This window comes from Priestia sp. P5, from assembly GCF_029522155.1.
In the GTDB taxonomy this organism is placed as follows: domain Bacteria; phylum Bacillota; class Bacilli; order Bacillales; family Bacillaceae_H; genus Priestia; species Priestia megaterium_E.
Map to the genome: position 1 here is coordinate 2755759 of NZ_JAKWFJ010000001.1, position 15552 is coordinate 2771310.

Sequence of the window (15552 nt, forward strand, 5' to 3'; positions counted from 1 at the left end):
ATCTTTAAAATCGAATTCATCCATATATGTTAAAAGTGTGTATTTTATCCATAATATAACTATATATCCATCTTTTACACTACTTTGTACCCATTTTATAACTTTTATTCCGACATAAGACGACAAAATCAGCTATAGAAAAAACGTGTCTTTTCTAACTAAAGACACGTTCATTTGGACCCGAAGTTGTCACGAATAGCTTTTTGAATCATAGCTTCACACCGCTCCAGCTCTACTTTTAATTGTTTTTTATATAATTTAGCTTTCTCTTCTCCCTCATTTGTAAATGTATAATAAACCACTTCTTGAAGCTTCATTCCTTCTTTTTTACGCTTCACCTGTTTGAGGACACCATCTTCAATCAAGTCATGAAGAGCTTTGTATACTTCAGAGTGATTAGGTTTGAACCCAAAAGGGCGAAATTCATCTCTCAACACATCTAATAACCGAAGGCCATACAGACGCTCTTGTTCTGTCATTGTAATCATATATAATTTTAAGAAAGCACGTTGTTTTAATAGAAAACCACTGGATGTACGCTTTTCTCTCATCTCAACTTCCTCCTTCACATACTTGCTTTCATTCAGGATAATAGAAAGCTCTATACGTAATTATACTTTTTTTATTCTACATAATCCTTCTTTTTCACTCAAAATCTCTTTTTTTTCTCACATTTTTTCACTTATTTACGCGTTTTTCTCATTCTTTGTAAGCAGTCATTGAATTTTCTTTTTTTCATATATATAGAAGGAATTTACGTGAATATAAGGAGGGGTTCCTTTGAGTAAAAAATATGAAGAGATTGATTGGGGTTCGATTCAGCATAAGGTAGAAGATATGCTTGGAAATCACTTTTGGAGCGATTTAAATCACATCTTACCAAAGCGATTTCCAAACGTCGACTTATATGAAACCGATAAAGAAGGCATTATCGTCGTTGAGGTTCCTGGACTGCATTCAACTAACGACATTCAAATCAAGTTGGACGCAAATATATTAACAGTTGAAGGGAACGTTCCTTATGCTTATGAAGCATCTAAACAAAAGTTAAAGCTCAACGAACGCCATACAGGCGTATTTTCTCGCACGGTCAAACTTCCTTTTCACTACACAGACGAACCAGTTCGCGCTAAGTACAAAAATGGATTATTGGAAATTCGACTGAATAAGATAGAAAATGACCAAACCATTGCCATACAATTTGAAGAGGATTAACTGCACGTAACAAAAACCCTTCTGTTAGCAGAAGGGTTTTTGTTAGAGCGCTGAACTTAACACAATGTTTCCTTCTGGCGTCTTATTATTCGCATTCGTCTAAAGTAATCGCCATAACATCCCACTTTTCAGTCTGTTCTTTTTGGCTCATCGTATAGACCACTGTCCCGTTTCCATTTTTATCTGTTACAAAAGCACCTGCCGGATGAGGCGTATCACCTTTTATGCCCCACACCTGATAAACTTCATTTCCCTTTACGTTTTTCAAGTTATTCGCTTGAATGACCACATTTAAATTTCCACCTTTTTTCGTAAGAGATGCTGTTGCTTCACCAGAAACGTTCGGCTCTGCCTGCAACTTCATTGTTTTTTCAGATGTAAGAGGTTCATTTTGAGGAGCAACCGAAACATTTGGTTCTTGTTTGCCTTTGTCTTCATCTTTCAACAGAAAGTAGCTGTTTCCTGCAAAGGATAAAAGAAGTGCCGCAGCTAATCCAATAATGATGGATATAGTAACCAATGAGTCCTTATTATATAATCGAATTACCTTTGAATTTGGATCACTTTCACATCTTTTAAACGTACCTTTATTTTTCAAAAATGACAAGTAATTATACTTTTTTTATGGAATAGGAGCGAAATTGTCCAATGAAACATTTGATTCTTTTTGATGGCATATGTAATTTATGTAATAGCAGTATTCAATATATTATTAAACATGATGAACAAGCTTTGTTTTCTTTCGCTTCTCTTCAATCAGATTTCGGAAAGCAGCAGCTAGCCTCTCACGGCTTACTTCCTGAGCAATTAGACAGCATTGTATATATTCATGGAAACCAAAGATATGTAAAATCAACGGCTGCTTTAAAAATAGCCAAGCGCTTAGATGGACCCGTTAAATTTTTATATGCTTTCATTATCATTCCTGCGCCTATTCGAGATATAGTATACAACTGGATCGCTCGCAACCGATATAAGTGGTTTGGCAAACAACAACACTGCATGCTCCCAACTTCTGATACGAAAAAGCGGTTTGTTGATAACTAAAAAGGCTTGGGATATAGAAAAAAACAGTTCTAAAGAGGAATATATTTATGTTAAGAAAATCTATTCATTAAAAAATCCGAACTGATTCAACATTTTAATGAAAGAATGCTGAACTATAGTTCGGATTTTTCAGCTAACATATGGTTGTACGAGTTTTTTTAACTTTCACCCATTGCTTTTTTATTCGTTGCTTCAATTGCCTGTTTCATTATTAAAGAGAAGTCTTGTTCTTTCATCACTTTTAACCCTTCGGCAGTAGCGCCGCCTGGAGTTGTTACTTGCTCTCTTAAAGACGCAGGATCTTTGGTTTCATGCAGCATCTGTACAGAGCCATACATCATTTGAATAACTAAATCTTTGGCTGTTTTTTCGTCCACACCGTAAGCGGTAGTTGCATCAATTAACGATTCTGCAAAATAATATAGAAACGCCGGTGCACTGCCAGTTACAGCCGTTAGCTCATGTACTTCTTTCTCTGAACACTCATGCGCTTCACCAATTCCTTTTAAAATCATTTGAAGCACTTCCTTATGCTCTTTTGTGGCAAAAGTTCCAAGTGTATACAGAGACATCGATTGTCCAATCATAGCAGCTGTATTTGGCATAATCCAAGCGACAGGCGTATTCTGCGGAAGGTGATTTTCTAAGTAACTCGGACCAATTCCTGCCGCTAACGTTACGACAAATTGTTGATTTAAATGAGTCGAAAGTTCCTTGAGCACGGAAGGATGGGCGTTGGGAGGCATCGCTAAAATAATAACATCCGAATTGTTAACTTCTTGACGCCAATTTTGCGTCGTTTGTACGGCGTACGTTTTTTCAACACGCTGTAACCGCTCAATATCTCCGTTGTTTGACATCACCACTGCCTCAATACTGTCAGCGCTGCTCGTAACCAAACCAGCCGCTACAGCTTCAGCCATTCGTCCTGCTCCAATAAATAAAATTCGCTGTTTTTTCATCTGTTACTCCCAGTTATATGTCCAGAATTCTTCTCTAGTTAATAAACGTTCCATTTGCGGATAGTCAGATAAGCGGTCGAAGTCAATTGCGTTCATCATTCCTTCTGTTTGAGAACGATGGGCTTTTAACGCTTCAATTTTTTTATCTTTCATCGCTGTTACATCAAAAATAACATCTGGTTCTCCAATATGTTCAATACGATCTTTTGAAAACGCATGACACCAAACAACCGGACGCTTTTCTTTCGGCATACGTTTTACCGCTTGAATCGTAGCTGCACCCGTAGCATTATGATCAGGGTGTACCGCAAAGCCAGGATAATGCGTTAAAATGTGAGTCGGCTTTACATCGTTAATGATTTCTTCAATTTTATCTGCAAAAACATCAATATCAAGAAATTCCAGCGTTTTATCACGAAGCCCTAGCATACGCAAATCTTGAATATCTAAAACGTTCGCTAAATCTAAAAGTTCTTTTTTTCGGATTTGAGGTAAAGTTTCACGGTTAGCAAACAGCGGCCTACCCATATTTCGTCCCATTTCACCTAGCGTAACACAGGCATATGTAACGGGCGTTCCTTTTTGTCTAGCTTGCGTGATCATTCCTGCCGCTCCATATGCTTCATCGTCAGGATGCGGAAATACAATTAATAATCTTTCTTCCATGTTCTATTCTCCTCTCTTTTCTGTTATGAAAACGGATGTTCACTTAATTGAAGGGCAACTGCTAAACGACCTTCAAAGTCATGCCCAGCTAGAAGAAGTCGGCCTTCTTCATCAATTTCCCAATCTGTTAATCCCTCTGCATAAATCCATCCTAAATCAATTTGAAGACCTACACGATAAGGACCTTCTCCAGTTATCTTTCCGTTTGAAATAGTGACTTTACCATTGCGAATAAAAGCCCCAACTGTCATTACTTTTTCATTTACGTGTGAAGCATATGCACCGTTTGTCGTTTCAAGGTGTACATATACGTCTTTATTTAAAAATGTTTGTATTTTTTTTTGGACTGTTTCTTTATGAATTGGTTGCACGCTTGTTACTCCTTTCTCATGTTCATAAATTGTATTGTACTAAAAATCATGAGCGAATCCTAATGTTTAGTTCTAGACTTTGAATTTCTTTATTCCATCTTTCATAATCATACATAAATGTTAATTCTCCCCAAGTTAACATACTGATTTCTTGAATGTCTATAATAATCTCAGCAAGTTCACGACTAAGCATACCTAGTTCTTTTCCTTCGACCAGCTTTTTTTTGTAACGATTAAAAGCTGGATCTAATTGTTCAATTTGTGCATAAATTTCATGGATAGAGCCATATTGTTGAATAAGAGGCAGTGCGGCTTTTTCTCCTACACCAGGAACGCCCGGAATATTGTCAGATTTGTCACCAAGCAATGCTTTTACGTCCACCCATTGACGAGGATGAATATTGTATTCTTCTTGAAAGTGCTTAAAGCCATAAACAAGATCGCCAACCTGCTTTTTGGCAATAATTTGCGAAATATGTTGATCTAGGAGCTGAAGCAAGTCTCGGTCATTGCTATAGATGTACCCTGGACTTTGCTTTTCCTTACTCCACTTGCTTACAAGTGCTCCAATTAAATCATCTGCTTCATAAGAAGACAATGACATTTGATAAATGCCTACTGTGTCAAAAAATTGTTTTAACGTTTCATACTGCTGAATCAGCGGCTCAGGAAGCTCTGCTCTTGTTTGCTTATATAGGGCGTATGTATCTTTACGTTTTGTATCCTCGCGCTTAACATCCCAAGCGACGAAAATATGGCTTGGCTCATATTGATGAATCAATGCATGCATTTTTTGAATCGTTACTCTCAGGGCATTCGTAAATTGGCCCTTACTGTTTCTTGTCAACGCTGCTTCATCTCTGCCATAAGAAGTAGCAAAATAACAGCGGCTTAATAAATTAAATCCATCAATTACTAATAGTGTTTCGTTCACATAGTCACGTCCTTTGAAAACTTTGCTCCTTTAGCTTTTAGAGCAAACATACTATAGCACTTGTTCTTTGCACGCGTCAATGAAGGGTACAAAGCTCAAAACACGCCCATTTTTTTCTCTCAATGTAAATGTAGTATAAAGATGTTAAATTGTTGTTATGATTTATTCGTTTGACTTTTAGAACTTTTGACTATCCTATAAAATGAGGATGAAAGATCAATCCTACAAATGAAGGTGAAAAAAGTGAATAAAAACACGATGATTAAAACATTAAAAGTTATATCTGTTGTGTCGCTTCTCGCTTTGTTATTTATCATTGCTTATGATCGTTCCATGTCTACATCCATGATTATTTTGTTCAGTTCGCTCATTTTCTTTGTATTTGTACTTAGCGACTTTTTTTTCGATCGCAAGCCGTGGGGATTAAAAGGCCTTCAATTATATATATCACTGATGTTATTCATCATTGCCATTTTTGAAATGCATCAAGTTGTCAGTTCACTTTGCGTTATTTCCATTATGGCTCTACCAAAAGTTATTGACGAATTAGCTTAAGTGTGAATGATAAATGATAAAATCCATGATCATTGTGATCATGGATTTTATTACGTTTTGAGTAATTTTTCAGAGATGCGAAGAGCTTCTTCTATGCCAAATTTACGCACTAAACTGATGGCTTCCTTTATTTCTCTCTTTTTCAAGTCATGAGTCGGATTTAAATTTAACAACACTTGAATAACAACTAAATCCCGCATCGTAAACATCATATTCTTTTTCATATCTCGCTGAAATGTATACTGCTCTTTTAAGAGCCGGTCGCTTATTGCTAACACTTTCGACTCCGGAAGATGTAGCTGCGCCCCTGCTTCTTGACAAGACCACAATTTTTTCACTCGATCTTCAGCATTCATATTTGCGACTCGTGCATATGTAATATCGCTGTTTTCTTGACAAATCTCTATCTCTTTTAACGTTGGCTTTAGCACCGTTTTTCGCTTGGAGACTTTTTTCTTATCAACTCTTGTATCCCTGAGGCTTCTGCCGTGAACGGTGTAAATGTCGTATTCATTTTCTCTTTTTACATCTTGTTTATTGTATTTTGGAAAATAACCATTTACAAGCATCGTTCTCAGCATATCCAATTCTTTTTTTAATCCATGAACTTCAATATATCCAACAGCATAAATTTCTTTGTGAAATTTTTTTGTGTTGCTAACGCCTTTTCCTGCAACGTGAGCTCTTACTCTTTCTGATAGAGAGCCCGTCGTTGTTCCGATATATAAAAGCCTGCCGGGTTTATCAAAGAAAAAATAAATGCCGGGAGCGGAAGGCAATTGTCCTATTTCTGCTGTACTTAGCAGCTTTTGCAATACTTGCATGACTGCTAAATCGATTTTTACTGTCATTATTTTTGATAACCTTTTAACATTTCTTCATACACTTTTAGATGCGTATACACAGTTTGAAGAAGCGGTACGTGTATAGACGATTTTTCAGCTAATGTCAGCAAATATCCTTGAAGGTGGTCTCCTTCAATTTGAGAACTTTTTTCCATATCACGCTGCATCGATGACTTCATGTCATACGTCATTTTATCCATCGTATTCATATGCTGTTCAATAATCCCTTCAGCTAATGGGGCATCGTATGCCATCATAATATTTTCAACTTCTTTAAAAAGCTCTTGTACAAACTGACGACCTCCTTTTGCTGCTAAGACTGGGCCAACAGGTGCGCGCATAAGAGTGGTCATGCCTGACATAACCGTAATAAATAAATACTTATGCCACATATCCTGTTCAATATATGAACTTTTTACAAACGAAGCCTTTGTACCACTGAACGCTTGCTCAATCAGTTGTGATCTTTCTGTTTCCTTCTGCTTAAATTCACCAAATACAAGTCTGTGAGCAGGACTCGTCTGGACGACATCTCCATCTTTGTTTAAAGTCGTCTCAATAAAGCACAGTCCCCCAATGACTTTTTCTTCCCCAAAAGCTTCTTGTAAAGGACCCACGTGAGCCATACCGTTTAACAAAGGTACGACAACTGTCTGATTCCCTACAAAAGGACGCACATCATCAATTGCTTGTTTAAGATGATAAGCCTTAGTTGTGAACAAAATAACATCATAAGGTTCTTTCACCTCAGATTTTGTAATAGCTTGTACAGGTGAAGTGAAGTCACCGTGTATGCTCTTAATAACAAGTCCATTTTGTTCCAGCTCTTTTTTTCTTCGTTCTCTGACAAGAAAAGTAACATCCTCTCCTTTTTCCACAAGCCTGCCTCCAAAGTAACCTCCAACGCCGCCTGCGCCTAAAACTAATATTCGCATAACTTTTGCTCCCCTTTTTCTTTTTCTTTTATTGTAGCACAGCTAGTTTGAAATTTTATAATATTCTTATTTCATTGTATTTTGAGTTTTTTACAAAAGATAGCCATAGCGCTTTTAAAGTTGTTATAATGAATACAAAAAAAGCATAAAAATTTATGCTTAGACATTTATCCCCTCTTGGATATACTATTTACCAATCCGTAATCGGAAAAATTTCGATTTAAACAATGTTATTTACATAGGAGAGACTGAAATGAAAACAGAAATCTACATTTTATCTGGATTTTTAGGCAGCGGAAAAACAACGTTGCTTAAACAGCTGCTTCAGCAAGAAAAAGATCGTAATCGCAATATTGCTGTTGTGATGAATGAGCTTGGCCAAGTTTCGATTGACTCAAATGAAGTAGAAGAAGACACGCCGTTAAAAGAATTGCTAAATGGCTGCGTGTGCTGTACTATTCAAGGTCAATTTGAAACGCAGCTTCATTCACTTTTACAGGAGAACACATTGGATGCTATCTATATAGAAACAACGGGAGTTGCCCATCCCATTGAAGTATTAGATGCTTGTATGTCTCCTCTTTTTGCGCATCAAGTTACGATTAAAAGTATTATCACCACACTGGATGCAACAAGGTGGAAAGAACGTGGTTCCTTAAGCATTCAACTTCAAAAACTTCTTCAAGAACAAGTAAGACATGGGGATGTAATTTTATTAAATAAAACGGACATGCTGTCTGAGTCAGAAAAGTCTTCCCTGCTTTTTGAGATTCAATCCATTAACGCTCGTGCAATAACATTATTAACGACATTTTCCCGCGTGAAGCTTGATGTGATTCAAAAAGCTCAGCTGTCTCAAAAACAGCCGCACCATAAGGCTCATGTTGAAGATCATCTTCATTTGAAAACATTTGTATATGAGTTTACAAAAAAAGTGGATCTTGAATTATTTGAAAATTGGCTGCGCCAAATGCCAGATACCATTTATCGCATTAAAGGCTATATGCGCTTCACTCATTCGAATGATACGTATTCGTTTCAATATTCATACGGCATGCCTCTATATATGAAAGAAATGATGAAGCTGCCCACCACTCTTGTCTTTATAGGGGAAAACCTCGATCACGCTATGATGAAACAAGAATTATTTAATCTTGAACAGCAATCTCATTAAAAATCCCGCTCTAGGCGGGATTTTTTTATTACTTATAAACAGGCATTTTGTACTCTGCGCAAAATTTCATATGCACGATTTCCGGCTAACTCTGTCAATTCTTCAAATTTTTCATCTCTTTTCAAATCGAGTTCAATAATTTCTTTTGCCAGCTCAATAATCTCTTCTTTTTTCAATTGTTGCACAGCCATGTAAAACGCCCTTCCCTTTTAGAATTTATGTATATTCTCACATTTATTTTCTATTCATCATTTTGAAAGCAAGTGATTAACCACAAGGCTTTATCCTGTATGGTTAACCACTTAGGATCGAGTTAATCATTAGTTTATAGGACTCTTTTCCCTATTTCATTATTTATGTTACTTTTTCTCACATAGTAATTCAAAAATATAACATATATATGTTAGAATGTATTACATGTTATAATTTTTTGTATTTTTTTCCTTTATAATAACATACTACTACGTACTCAGGGGTGAGGGAGATTGTCTACGAATGAAGCGTCATATCGAGATAAAAAAGTCATGTCTATTGGGATTGTAAAAGAATTAACCGGTTTATCAGAAAGGCAAATTCGCTACTATGAGAAAAGAAGCCTGCTCTTTCCGGACCGAACCAATACGGGTATCCGGAAATATTCGTTTTCAGACGTCGAACGATTAATGGATATTGCTGATCGTATAGAAGAAGGAGTTCAAACGAGTGAAATACGCACAGAACTGGCTAAAAAAGATGAAGCGAGAAAAATGAAAGAAGTAAAAAACCAAATGCTTCAAGGTCAGTTGAACGCTCATTTCAAGCGGAAGCTATAAAGTATACATACGGTGACTTTTCCGTCTCCGTTTTTATTTCTTTACGGCAGACAAAAAAGCGCATATCTAAAGATATCCGCTTTTTTGTCCGTTAAGCTGAACGCCCTTTAAAGAATTTCGGCTGATGAGAGCTCATGAACTTAGTTTTAGATAAAATGAACATAACCGATCCGCCCCAAATGAACAAAAAGGCAATCATCTCCACGCTAGAAAACGGTTCGTGATACACGAATACCCCTAATAAAAGCGTCATGGTAGGAGCAATGTACTGTAAAAAACCGACCATCGATAGCGGAATAAGCGGGGCCCCTTTAGCGAAATACAATAGTGGCATAGCTGTAGCAACACCGCCTCCAATTAAAAGAGCACTCACATCAAGCGACTGAAGGGAAAAACTTGAAGATCCTTTCACTAAAAGAAAAATAAAATAAATAACTGCAATAGGTGCAACCATCATCGTTTCAATCGTTAATCCTACTTTTGCTTCTAATTGAATAGTCTTTTTTACAAGACCGTACAAACCAAAGCTAAACGCTAAGCTTAATGATACCCATGGGATATGTCCGTATGTAACTGTCATAACGATAACACCTATAGCAGCCAATCCAACAGAAGCACCCTGCCAAAAATTAAGCTTCTCTTTTAAAACGACTATACCAAGCAAAATACTAACGAGCGGATTGATGTAGTAACCTAAACTTGTTTCAATAATATGATTATGGTTAACCGCCCAAATGTAAACGAACCAGTTGATACTGATCAGCACTGAAGCCACAAATAAAATGACCGCTTGTTTCGTATTACGAAATAATAAACCAAGCGTCTTCTTTAAAGAACTCATTTGCTTGGTCACAAGCAAAAGTAAAAGCATAAAAACAAATGACCATATAACGCGGTGAGCGAGTATTTCATTCGCATGCACTTCGCCAAGAAGCTTCCAGTAAAGCGGAAAAAGCCCCCACATAACGTAAGCGCTGGCTGTATAAACAATACCTGCTCGTTTAGAATCTTGATTCATTTCTCAACCTCTTTTCTTTATCTCTCTGTCTCTTATCATTATAGATGCATTTACCTCTTTTTTATAGCTTTATTTTGCCTATCGAAATAGCTCATAAAAAAAACGATCGCTTTTAGCTCGACCGTTTTTTATACGTTATTTTTTAGGCTGTTTAAATACTTTGGCACTGCGAATATACTCTACGTCTTGTACATTTTCTCGCGCGTTAGCGATTCGAGCCGCAGCAAAGAAATAATCGGATAAACGATTTAAATACTGAAGCACCGCCACATTAATTTTATGCTCACGCTGCACGCCAACAACAAGCCGTTCTGCGCGGCGTGTAATCGTCCGGCAAATATGAAGCGTTGTCGCTGCAGGTGTGCCTCCAGGTAAAATAAAACGCTCAATGGCCGGCGCTTCTGACATATAGACATCAATGCGTTTTTCAAGTACAGATATCATGTCGTTTGTTACTTTGTACGGATGATCATCTTTTGCAAATGCTAAATCACTTCCACAGTCAAAAAGCTCATGTTGAATCGTAATTAGCTCTTCTTTTACATCTTTTAATGTTGTTTCATCCAGCTGATAAATCGCTTGACCTACAAAGCCATTTAGCTCATCAATCGTACCGTATGCTTCCACTCGAATATCATCTTTATTTACTCTTCCTCCAATTAAGCTTGTCTGCCCTTTGTCCCCTGTTTTTGTGTAAATGTTCATTGTATTTCCTCCTTCAATCGATTAGCAATTCCGTACCAAATGTGATCTACTTTCCGGGCATGTGCTGCTAAATACTGATACGAATACCCGCATTCATCTCTCCACTGCCGCTCTGTTGCATCTAAAGGAACAATCCCTTTGCCGACTTCAGTTCCAATCACTATTAACTGTTCCCATACACCGCTGTCTCTCCACTTCTGTATTAACTTTTTAATAACAAGGTGCGGAGACTCCAGCTCGCTATGTATTAATTCCTTAACATAGTGCTCAAATCCTTCTAGCACAATGTAACTTTCTTCGAACTCAAACGCTGGTAAAACAGGGTCTTCATACAAACAATGCCATTTTATCGACTCACTGGCATAATGCTGCTTCACCCATTTTCTTTTGCCGGTAAATGCACCGCCGAATACGAAATGCATGCTCTTCTCTCCTTTGCCTGTTTGTATGTACACGCTACTGAAAAACCTTCTCCGTAAGAAAAAGAAACATCCCAAAGCGACGCTGTCTGTTTAAAATGGGATGCAAGTAAACGCAGTGGTCCGCCGTGTGAAACAATAGCAATGTGATGCAATTGCTGACTGGCCGCCAAATCCACCGCTTCTTCCCACGCTTCCCAAACTCGGTTTGAAAAGCCTGAGAAGCTTTCACCATTCGGAGGCGTATGTTCTGTCCAGTGGTTAATCCAATCTCTATACGCCCGTATGTTTTTTAAATCTTCATACGTCTTCTCTTCCCAATCTCCAAAATGCAGCTCACGCCAATTTTTACTTCTAACCACCTGAGATTTAGGAAAAACAACTGAACTTGTTTCTAGCGCTCTTTTTAAGTCACTGGAAATAACGAGCTGAGGTTCTAGAAAAAGCTCTTTTAATTCATTTTTCCCTTCTGTACTTAAAGGCGGATCACTCCACCCTATATATTTTTTTTGTTGATTTTCAAGCGTCATGCCGTGACGAATACATGTGATAACCAAAGAATTATCCATAAAAACGTTTCTCCTCCTTCAATGGTTGCCCCTATAACATCTCCTGTTACCCCACCAAACTGCGAACGATAAAACCGTATCCAAAGCCATAAAAAACCGGCAAAGAAAAGAATAATGAATTTATTGTCCATAAAAACAGCGAAAATAGCAACTAAGAATAGGCTCATGATGATAAATCCATAAATAGACCGTTTGGTGACTCCTTTTTGAAAATAAGCAGCCAGACCCGTATCTTTAGCGGGCTTATCTCTCATCAACAAAAAGGCTGTTCCAATTCTTGGAAGTGTAAAGACAACTAAGCATGCCCAAATTGATAAAGAAGAAAGAGACGCTAATTCATAGATCGCACTAAAACGCAGCAGCAGCAGAACCATAAGAGAAAGAATAGCAAAAGACCCAACGTGCGGATCACTTAAAATCTGCAGTTTTTTTTCCTTTGACTGATGAGAAAAATACGCATCGCTTACGTCCATCCAGCCGTCTAAATGAAGACCACCCGTTAAGATAAGCGGTAAAAGCAAAACTAAAATACTATCAACAATCGTAGTGATAGGTGAAGATTGAAGCAGCTGTAAAAAGCTATAAAACATCAAGCCTAGTAACATACCAATCCACGGCAGCACAAAAAGCGAGCGTGCCGTCCTTTTTTCAGTCCATTGAACGGTTTTAGCTAGCGGTAAAATTGTAAAAAACTGGAGAGAAATTCGTAGTATGGCTATCCATTCTTTCATTTATCTACACATTCCTTTCCTTTTTTAAAACGATAAATTCCCGCTTCTACACAAATAGCCACATCTGCTTTTTCTACAATATACTGATGTAATTTTCCTAACATCTTCATATAGCTATATGTGGGCTCCTCTAATACGCCCGCTTCAAACAGTTCATTAGATACTAGCACAACCGTCTGAGACCGCATAAACAGCTTATCGAGCGCTTTTATCATATGACGAAAAACCTCTTGTTTGCCCTCTTTTGTTTGCCACCTTTTTTCTGTTAAAAAAAGCTCATTGGCAAGCCAGTTCGTGACACAATCCAAAAGTATAGCATCATCACTTTGAAGATTTGGCAGAATTTGTTGTAAATCTACAGACTGTTCGATCGTTACCCAAGGCGTGTTCGCTGCTTGGCGTTCTGTTTGATGAAGCTGGATGCGTTTTTTCATTTCACTATCTGTTTGCCGGCTTGTGGCAATATAAACAGCGCGCTTTGTACAAAAGGTTTGAACCATGTTCTCCGCTGCACCTGATTTGCCGCTTCGAACGCCTCCGCTAATAAAGATGATCATATTTCATCGAGTCCTTGTTTGATTACGTTAAGTAAATAGTCATTTTCTTCTTTCGTTTTCACAGCCAAACGGATATAGCGTCCATTTAAAAATGGGAAGTTTTCAGTATGACGAGCTACCACGCCATGGCTTGCTAAATAGACCAGCCATTCGCGCGTTTTAATAGAAGACGGAACGCTGCAAAGATAATAGTTTGTTTGAGAAGGAGAAACCAAAAGCCCCCATTCCTTTAGTTGACTCAAGATCCGTTCCCGTTCTTGTTTAATATAATGTACGGTTTTTTTCACAAAATCTTTTTCATCCACACATATCATTCCTACTTGCTGCGACAATCCATTTACACTCCAAGGAGGCTGCTTTTTAGACATCTTGCTAATGATTTTTTCATTTGCCAAAATATAGCCAAGACGAAGCCCGGCAATATTAAACATCTTTGTCATGGAACGCACAACAATAATATGCTCATAATCCAGAACAAGAGAATCAAATGAAGGCTGATGTTCGACAAAATCAATAAATGCCTCATCAATCATTAAGTATGTACCATGATGAGCAGCAGCTTTTACTACTTTCATCCATTCCTCATGACTATACATAACGCCCGTTGGATTATTTGGATGGCAAATCCACAGTACTTTTATGTCCGGAAGAATGCTCATAATCAACTCTATATCCCAGCTCCAGCCATTTTCTTCAGCTAAAGGAACGTATGTCACTTCACATCCATAAGCTTTACTTGCCTGTTCATATTCAACGAAAGTCGGCTGTACAATCCCTGCTTTCTCTCCTGAAAATAACGAAGCAATAAGGAAAAACGCTTCAGCGGCGCCATTTGTAGGCAGCACTTGAGCAGCTGAAACATGATGATGAGCTGCAAGTTTATTTTTCAGGTCTGTTACTTGGGGATCAGGATAACTAAACGCTGCATCCTTGAATTTGTTCCACTTTTCGTGAAGCACAAGGGGAGCCCCTAAAGGATTTGTGTTCACGCTAAAGTCTTTTAGATGCGATAAATTCTTGGCCCCTATTGCTTTTAAAAAGACAGTAGGATTAGCTCCATGTGTAGGTAATAGCACTAATAACTCCTCCTAACAAAAGATATAATAACCACGTAGCATAGACCGTCCTTTTCATAATGAAAACAGCTTGTTCAATATGACCGGCTTGCAGGGGAATGAGTGGTTCACCCATTTTTGCACGATTAGATTCTATGCCTTTATATGTATTAAGCCCGCCTAGTTGAATACCTAAAAGAGCAGCCACTGCGCTTTCCCCGTATCCGCTATTTGGACTTGGATGCTTCTTAGCATCGCGCTTAATCAAACTCGTTACATGCCAAAGAGAATACTGGCTTTTTGCTACATTAACAGCGGTCATCACCACTGCAGTTAACCGACTTGGAATATAGTTTAATACGTCATCGGTTTTTGCACTAAAATAGCCGAACAGAAAGTAGCGTTCATTTTTATACCCAACCATTGAATCGCATGTGTTAATAGCTCGGTAAAAAAAGGCTAGGGCTCCTCCTCCTATAAATGCATAAAAAAGCGGAGCTGTAATACCATCACTTGTATTTTCAGCCACGGTCTCTACCGTCGCTCTGGCAATTTCTCCTTCTGACAAACGATCTGTATCTCGTCCCACAATCATGCTTACTTCATATCTAGCTTTCTCCATATCTCCTAGCTGAAGCGGCTTTTGTACCTTATAAGCAGCTTCGCTTAAAGAACGAGTGGATATAGTAGTCGCAATCATTACGCCCTCTACTAAAACACCTAGTATAAAATGAACTTCGTATAAAGCATGGAGGAACAAAAAGGGAACAACTCCTGCGAGCACAGCCATACTTATCACAAGAAGAAATCCTTTGAATCGTTTTCCTGCACCTTTATTTAATCTGGAATCCATCCAATAAATCCACTTGCCAAACCAACGAACGGGATGCGGCCAATTTTCAGGGTCGCCTATAATTCGGTCAATTACTAAAGCAATCGTCATGGCCGTCATGTGTGCAATTATCGCTTGTGTAATACTCAC

The 15552-nt window shown here is 38.0% G+C and carries 22 protein-coding genes; 5 read left to right on the forward strand and 17 right to left on the reverse strand.

Annotation, left to right across the window (positions count from 1 at the left end):
* Positions 1 to 170: 170 nt before the first annotated feature.
* Complete coding sequence (locus MMB69_RS14710; protein WP_013056721.1) at positions 171 to 551, reverse strand: replication termination protein; 381 nt, start codon at positions 549 to 551, stop codon at positions 171 to 173.
* 229 nt (positions 552 to 780) lie between these two features.
* On the opposite strand from MMB69_RS14710, the gene MMB69_RS14715 reads away from it, so the two are divergent.
* Complete coding sequence (locus MMB69_RS14715) at positions 781 to 1215, forward strand: Hsp20/alpha crystallin family protein (protein ID WP_221782777.1); 435 nt, start codon at positions 781 to 783, stop codon at positions 1213 to 1215.
* A gap of 85 nt (positions 1216 to 1300) precedes the next feature.
* Here the strand turns inward: MMB69_RS14715 and MMB69_RS14720 are convergent, their stop codons facing one another.
* Entirely contained in the window at positions 1301 to 1822 is a 522-nt protein-coding gene (locus MMB69_RS14720; protein ID WP_277447897.1) for an anti-sigma factor, read from the reverse strand.
* Positions 1823 to 1863: 41 nt separating this feature from the next.
* On the opposite strand from MMB69_RS14720, the gene MMB69_RS14725 reads away from it, so the two are divergent.
* Positions 1864 to 2262, forward strand: a complete 399-nt coding sequence (locus MMB69_RS14725) for a thiol-disulfide oxidoreductase DCC family protein (RefSeq protein ID WP_221782775.1) — start codon at positions 1864 to 1866, stop codon at positions 2260 to 2262.
* A gap of 158 nt (positions 2263 to 2420) precedes the next feature.
* Here MMB69_RS14725 and proC read toward each other — a convergent pair whose 3' ends face one another.
* From proC to MMB69_RS14745, 4 genes are read right to left on the reverse strand one after another with little or no spacing between them, the layout of a single operon-like run.
* The gene (proC, locus tag MMB69_RS14730) at positions 2421 to 3224 is read right to left on the reverse strand and encodes a pyrroline-5-carboxylate reductase (protein ID WP_277447898.1); all 804 of its coding nucleotides are present in this window, start codon (positions 3222 to 3224) and stop codon (positions 2421 to 2423) included.
* A 3-nt stretch (positions 3225 to 3227) separates the two neighbouring features.
* Positions 3228 to 3890: a bacillithiol biosynthesis deacetylase BshB2 gene (bshB2, locus tag MMB69_RS14735; protein WP_013056715.1), complete on the reverse strand. Its 663-nt coding sequence runs from the start codon at positions 3888 to 3890 to the stop codon at positions 3228 to 3230.
* 23 nt (positions 3891 to 3913) lie between these two features.
* Complete coding sequence (locus MMB69_RS14740; RefSeq protein ID WP_013056714.1) at positions 3914 to 4261, reverse strand: YojF family protein; 348 nt, start codon at positions 4259 to 4261, stop codon at positions 3914 to 3916.
* A gap of 46 nt (positions 4262 to 4307) precedes the next feature.
* Positions 4308 to 5195, reverse strand: coding sequence for a 5'-3' exonuclease (locus MMB69_RS14745; protein WP_277447900.1), 888 nt, complete (start codon positions 5193 to 5195; stop codon positions 4308 to 4310).
* A gap of 243 nt (positions 5196 to 5438) precedes the next feature.
* Between MMB69_RS14745 and MMB69_RS14750 the strand changes: the two genes are divergently transcribed.
* Positions 5439 to 5750, forward strand: coding sequence for a hypothetical protein (locus tag MMB69_RS14750; protein ID WP_016763842.1), 312 nt, complete (start codon positions 5439 to 5441; stop codon positions 5748 to 5750).
* A 50-nt stretch (positions 5751 to 5800) separates the two neighbouring features.
* Here MMB69_RS14750 and MMB69_RS14755 read toward each other — a convergent pair whose 3' ends face one another.
* Entirely contained in the window at positions 5801 to 6601 is an 801-nt protein-coding gene (locus MMB69_RS14755; RefSeq protein WP_277447901.1) for a GIY-YIG nuclease family protein, read from the reverse strand.
* A complete protein-coding gene (gene panE, locus MMB69_RS14760) occupies positions 6601 to 7530 on the reverse strand; it encodes a 2-dehydropantoate 2-reductase (protein WP_221782765.1) in 930 nt (309 codons plus the stop codon). The genes MMB69_RS14755 and panE overlap by 1 nt, the downstream gene beginning before the upstream one ends.
* A 253-nt stretch (positions 7531 to 7783) precedes the next feature.
* On the opposite strand from panE, the gene MMB69_RS14765 reads away from it, so the two are divergent.
* Positions 7784 to 8704: a CobW family GTP-binding protein gene (locus MMB69_RS14765; protein ID WP_269871579.1), complete on the forward strand. Its 921-nt coding sequence runs from the start codon at positions 7784 to 7786 to the stop codon at positions 8702 to 8704.
* A gap of 32 nt (positions 8705 to 8736) precedes the next feature.
* On the opposite strand, the gene MMB69_RS14770 is transcribed toward MMB69_RS14765, so the two are convergent.
* Positions 8737 to 8895, reverse strand: coding sequence for a hypothetical protein (locus MMB69_RS14770; RefSeq protein WP_013056708.1), 159 nt, complete (start codon positions 8893 to 8895; stop codon positions 8737 to 8739).
* Positions 8896 to 9189: 294 nt separating this feature from the next.
* On the opposite strand from MMB69_RS14770, the gene MMB69_RS14775 reads away from it, so the two are divergent.
* Positions 9190 to 9516, forward strand: coding sequence for a MerR family transcriptional regulator (locus tag MMB69_RS14775; RefSeq protein WP_013082852.1), 327 nt, complete (start codon positions 9190 to 9192; stop codon positions 9514 to 9516).
* 91 nt (positions 9517 to 9607) lie between these two features.
* Here MMB69_RS14775 and rarD read toward each other — a convergent pair whose 3' ends face one another.
* The 8 genes from rarD to cbiB all read right to left on the reverse strand — a co-directional run bounded on the left by rarD (position 9608) and on the right by cbiB (position 15552).
* Complete coding sequence (rarD, locus tag MMB69_RS14780) at positions 9608 to 10534, reverse strand: EamA family transporter RarD (protein ID WP_277447904.1); 927 nt, start codon at positions 10532 to 10534, stop codon at positions 9608 to 9610.
* A 135-nt stretch (positions 10535 to 10669) separates the two neighbouring features.
* Positions 10670 to 11239, reverse strand: coding sequence for a cob(I)yrinic acid a,c-diamide adenosyltransferase (locus tag MMB69_RS14785; RefSeq protein WP_029714471.1), 570 nt, complete (start codon positions 11237 to 11239; stop codon positions 10670 to 10672).
* A complete protein-coding gene (locus MMB69_RS14790; protein ID WP_153252470.1) occupies positions 11236 to 11661 on the reverse strand; it encodes a bifunctional adenosylcobinamide kinase/adenosylcobinamide-phosphate guanylyltransferase in 426 nt (141 codons plus the stop codon). Before MMB69_RS14790 ends, MMB69_RS14785 begins: the two co-directional genes overlap by 4 nt.
* On the reverse strand, positions 11613 to 12227 hold the full coding sequence (locus MMB69_RS14795) for a histidine phosphatase family protein (protein ID WP_221782758.1): 615 nt from the start codon (positions 12225 to 12227) through the stop codon (positions 11613 to 11615). The genes MMB69_RS14790 and MMB69_RS14795 overlap by 49 nt, the downstream gene beginning before the upstream one ends.
* Positions 12185 to 12958 carry an adenosylcobinamide-GDP ribazoletransferase gene (cobS, locus tag MMB69_RS14800; RefSeq protein ID WP_277447906.1) on the reverse strand — a complete coding sequence of 258 codons (774 nt, stop codon included), beginning with the start codon at positions 12956 to 12958 and terminating at the stop codon, positions 12185 to 12187. The genes MMB69_RS14795 and cobS overlap by 43 nt, the downstream gene beginning before the upstream one ends.
* Complete coding sequence (locus MMB69_RS14805; RefSeq protein WP_277447907.1) at positions 12955 to 13515, reverse strand: bifunctional adenosylcobinamide kinase/adenosylcobinamide-phosphate guanylyltransferase; 561 nt, start codon at positions 13513 to 13515, stop codon at positions 12955 to 12957. Before MMB69_RS14805 ends, cobS begins: the two co-directional genes overlap by 4 nt.
* Complete coding sequence (cobD, locus tag MMB69_RS14810) at positions 13512 to 14591, reverse strand: threonine-phosphate decarboxylase CobD (protein ID WP_277447908.1); 1080 nt, start codon at positions 14589 to 14591, stop codon at positions 13512 to 13514. The genes MMB69_RS14805 and cobD overlap by 4 nt, the downstream gene beginning before the upstream one ends.
* On the reverse strand, positions 14566 to 15552 hold the full coding sequence (gene cbiB / locus MMB69_RS14815) for an adenosylcobinamide-phosphate synthase CbiB (RefSeq protein WP_277447909.1): 987 nt from the start codon (positions 15550 to 15552) through the stop codon (positions 14566 to 14568). Before cbiB ends, cobD begins: the two co-directional genes overlap by 26 nt.

Excerpts from the sequence above, each read along its gene's own strand:
- MMB69_RS14710 (WP_013056721.1), bottom strand. The coding sequence starts at position 551 with ATGAGAGAAAAGCGTACATCCAGTGGTTTTCTATTAAAACAACGTGCT.
- MMB69_RS14725 (WP_221782775.1), top strand. The coding sequence starts at position 1,864 with ATGAAACATTTGATTCTTTTTGATGGCATATGTAATTTATGTAATAGC.
- proC (WP_277447898.1), bottom strand. The coding sequence starts at position 3,224 with ATGAAAAAACAGCGAATTTTATTTATTGGAGCAGGACGAATGGCTGAA.
- bshB2 (WP_013056715.1), bottom strand. The coding sequence starts at position 3,890 with ATGGAAGAAAGATTATTAATTGTATTTCCGCATCCTGACGATGAAGCA.
- MMB69_RS14755 (WP_277447901.1), bottom strand. The coding sequence starts at position 6,601 with ATGACAGTAAAAATCGATTTAGCAGTCATGCAAGTATTGCAAAAGCTG.
- panE (WP_221782765.1), bottom strand. The coding sequence starts at position 7,530 with ATGCGAATATTAGTTTTAGGCGCAGGCGGCGTTGGAGGTTACTTTGGA.
- MMB69_RS14765 (WP_269871579.1), top strand. The coding sequence starts at position 7,784 with ATGAAAACAGAAATCTACATTTTATCTGGATTTTTAGGCAGCGGAAAA.
- MMB69_RS14770 (WP_013056708.1), bottom strand. The coding sequence starts at position 8,895 with ATGGCTGTGCAACAATTGAAAAAAGAAGAGATTATTGAGCTGGCAAAA.
- rarD (WP_277447904.1), bottom strand. The coding sequence starts at position 10,534 with ATGAATCAAGATTCTAAACGAGCAGGTATTGTTTATACAGCCAGCGCT.
- MMB69_RS14785 (WP_029714471.1), bottom strand. The coding sequence starts at position 11,239 with ATGAACATTTACACAAAAACAGGGGACAAAGGGCAGACAAGCTTAATT.
- MMB69_RS14790 (WP_153252470.1), bottom strand. The coding sequence starts at position 11,661 with ATGCATTTCGTATTCGGCGGTGCATTTACCGGCAAAAGAAAATGGGTG.
- MMB69_RS14795 (WP_221782758.1), bottom strand. The coding sequence starts at position 12,227 with ATGGATAATTCTTTGGTTATCACATGTATTCGTCACGGCATGACGCTT.
- cobS (WP_277447906.1), bottom strand. The coding sequence starts at position 12,958 with ATGAAAGAATGGATAGCCATACTACGAATTTCTCTCCAGTTTTTTACA.
- MMB69_RS14805 (WP_277447907.1), bottom strand. The coding sequence starts at position 13,515 with ATGATCATCTTTATTAGCGGAGGCGTTCGAAGCGGCAAATCAGGTGCA.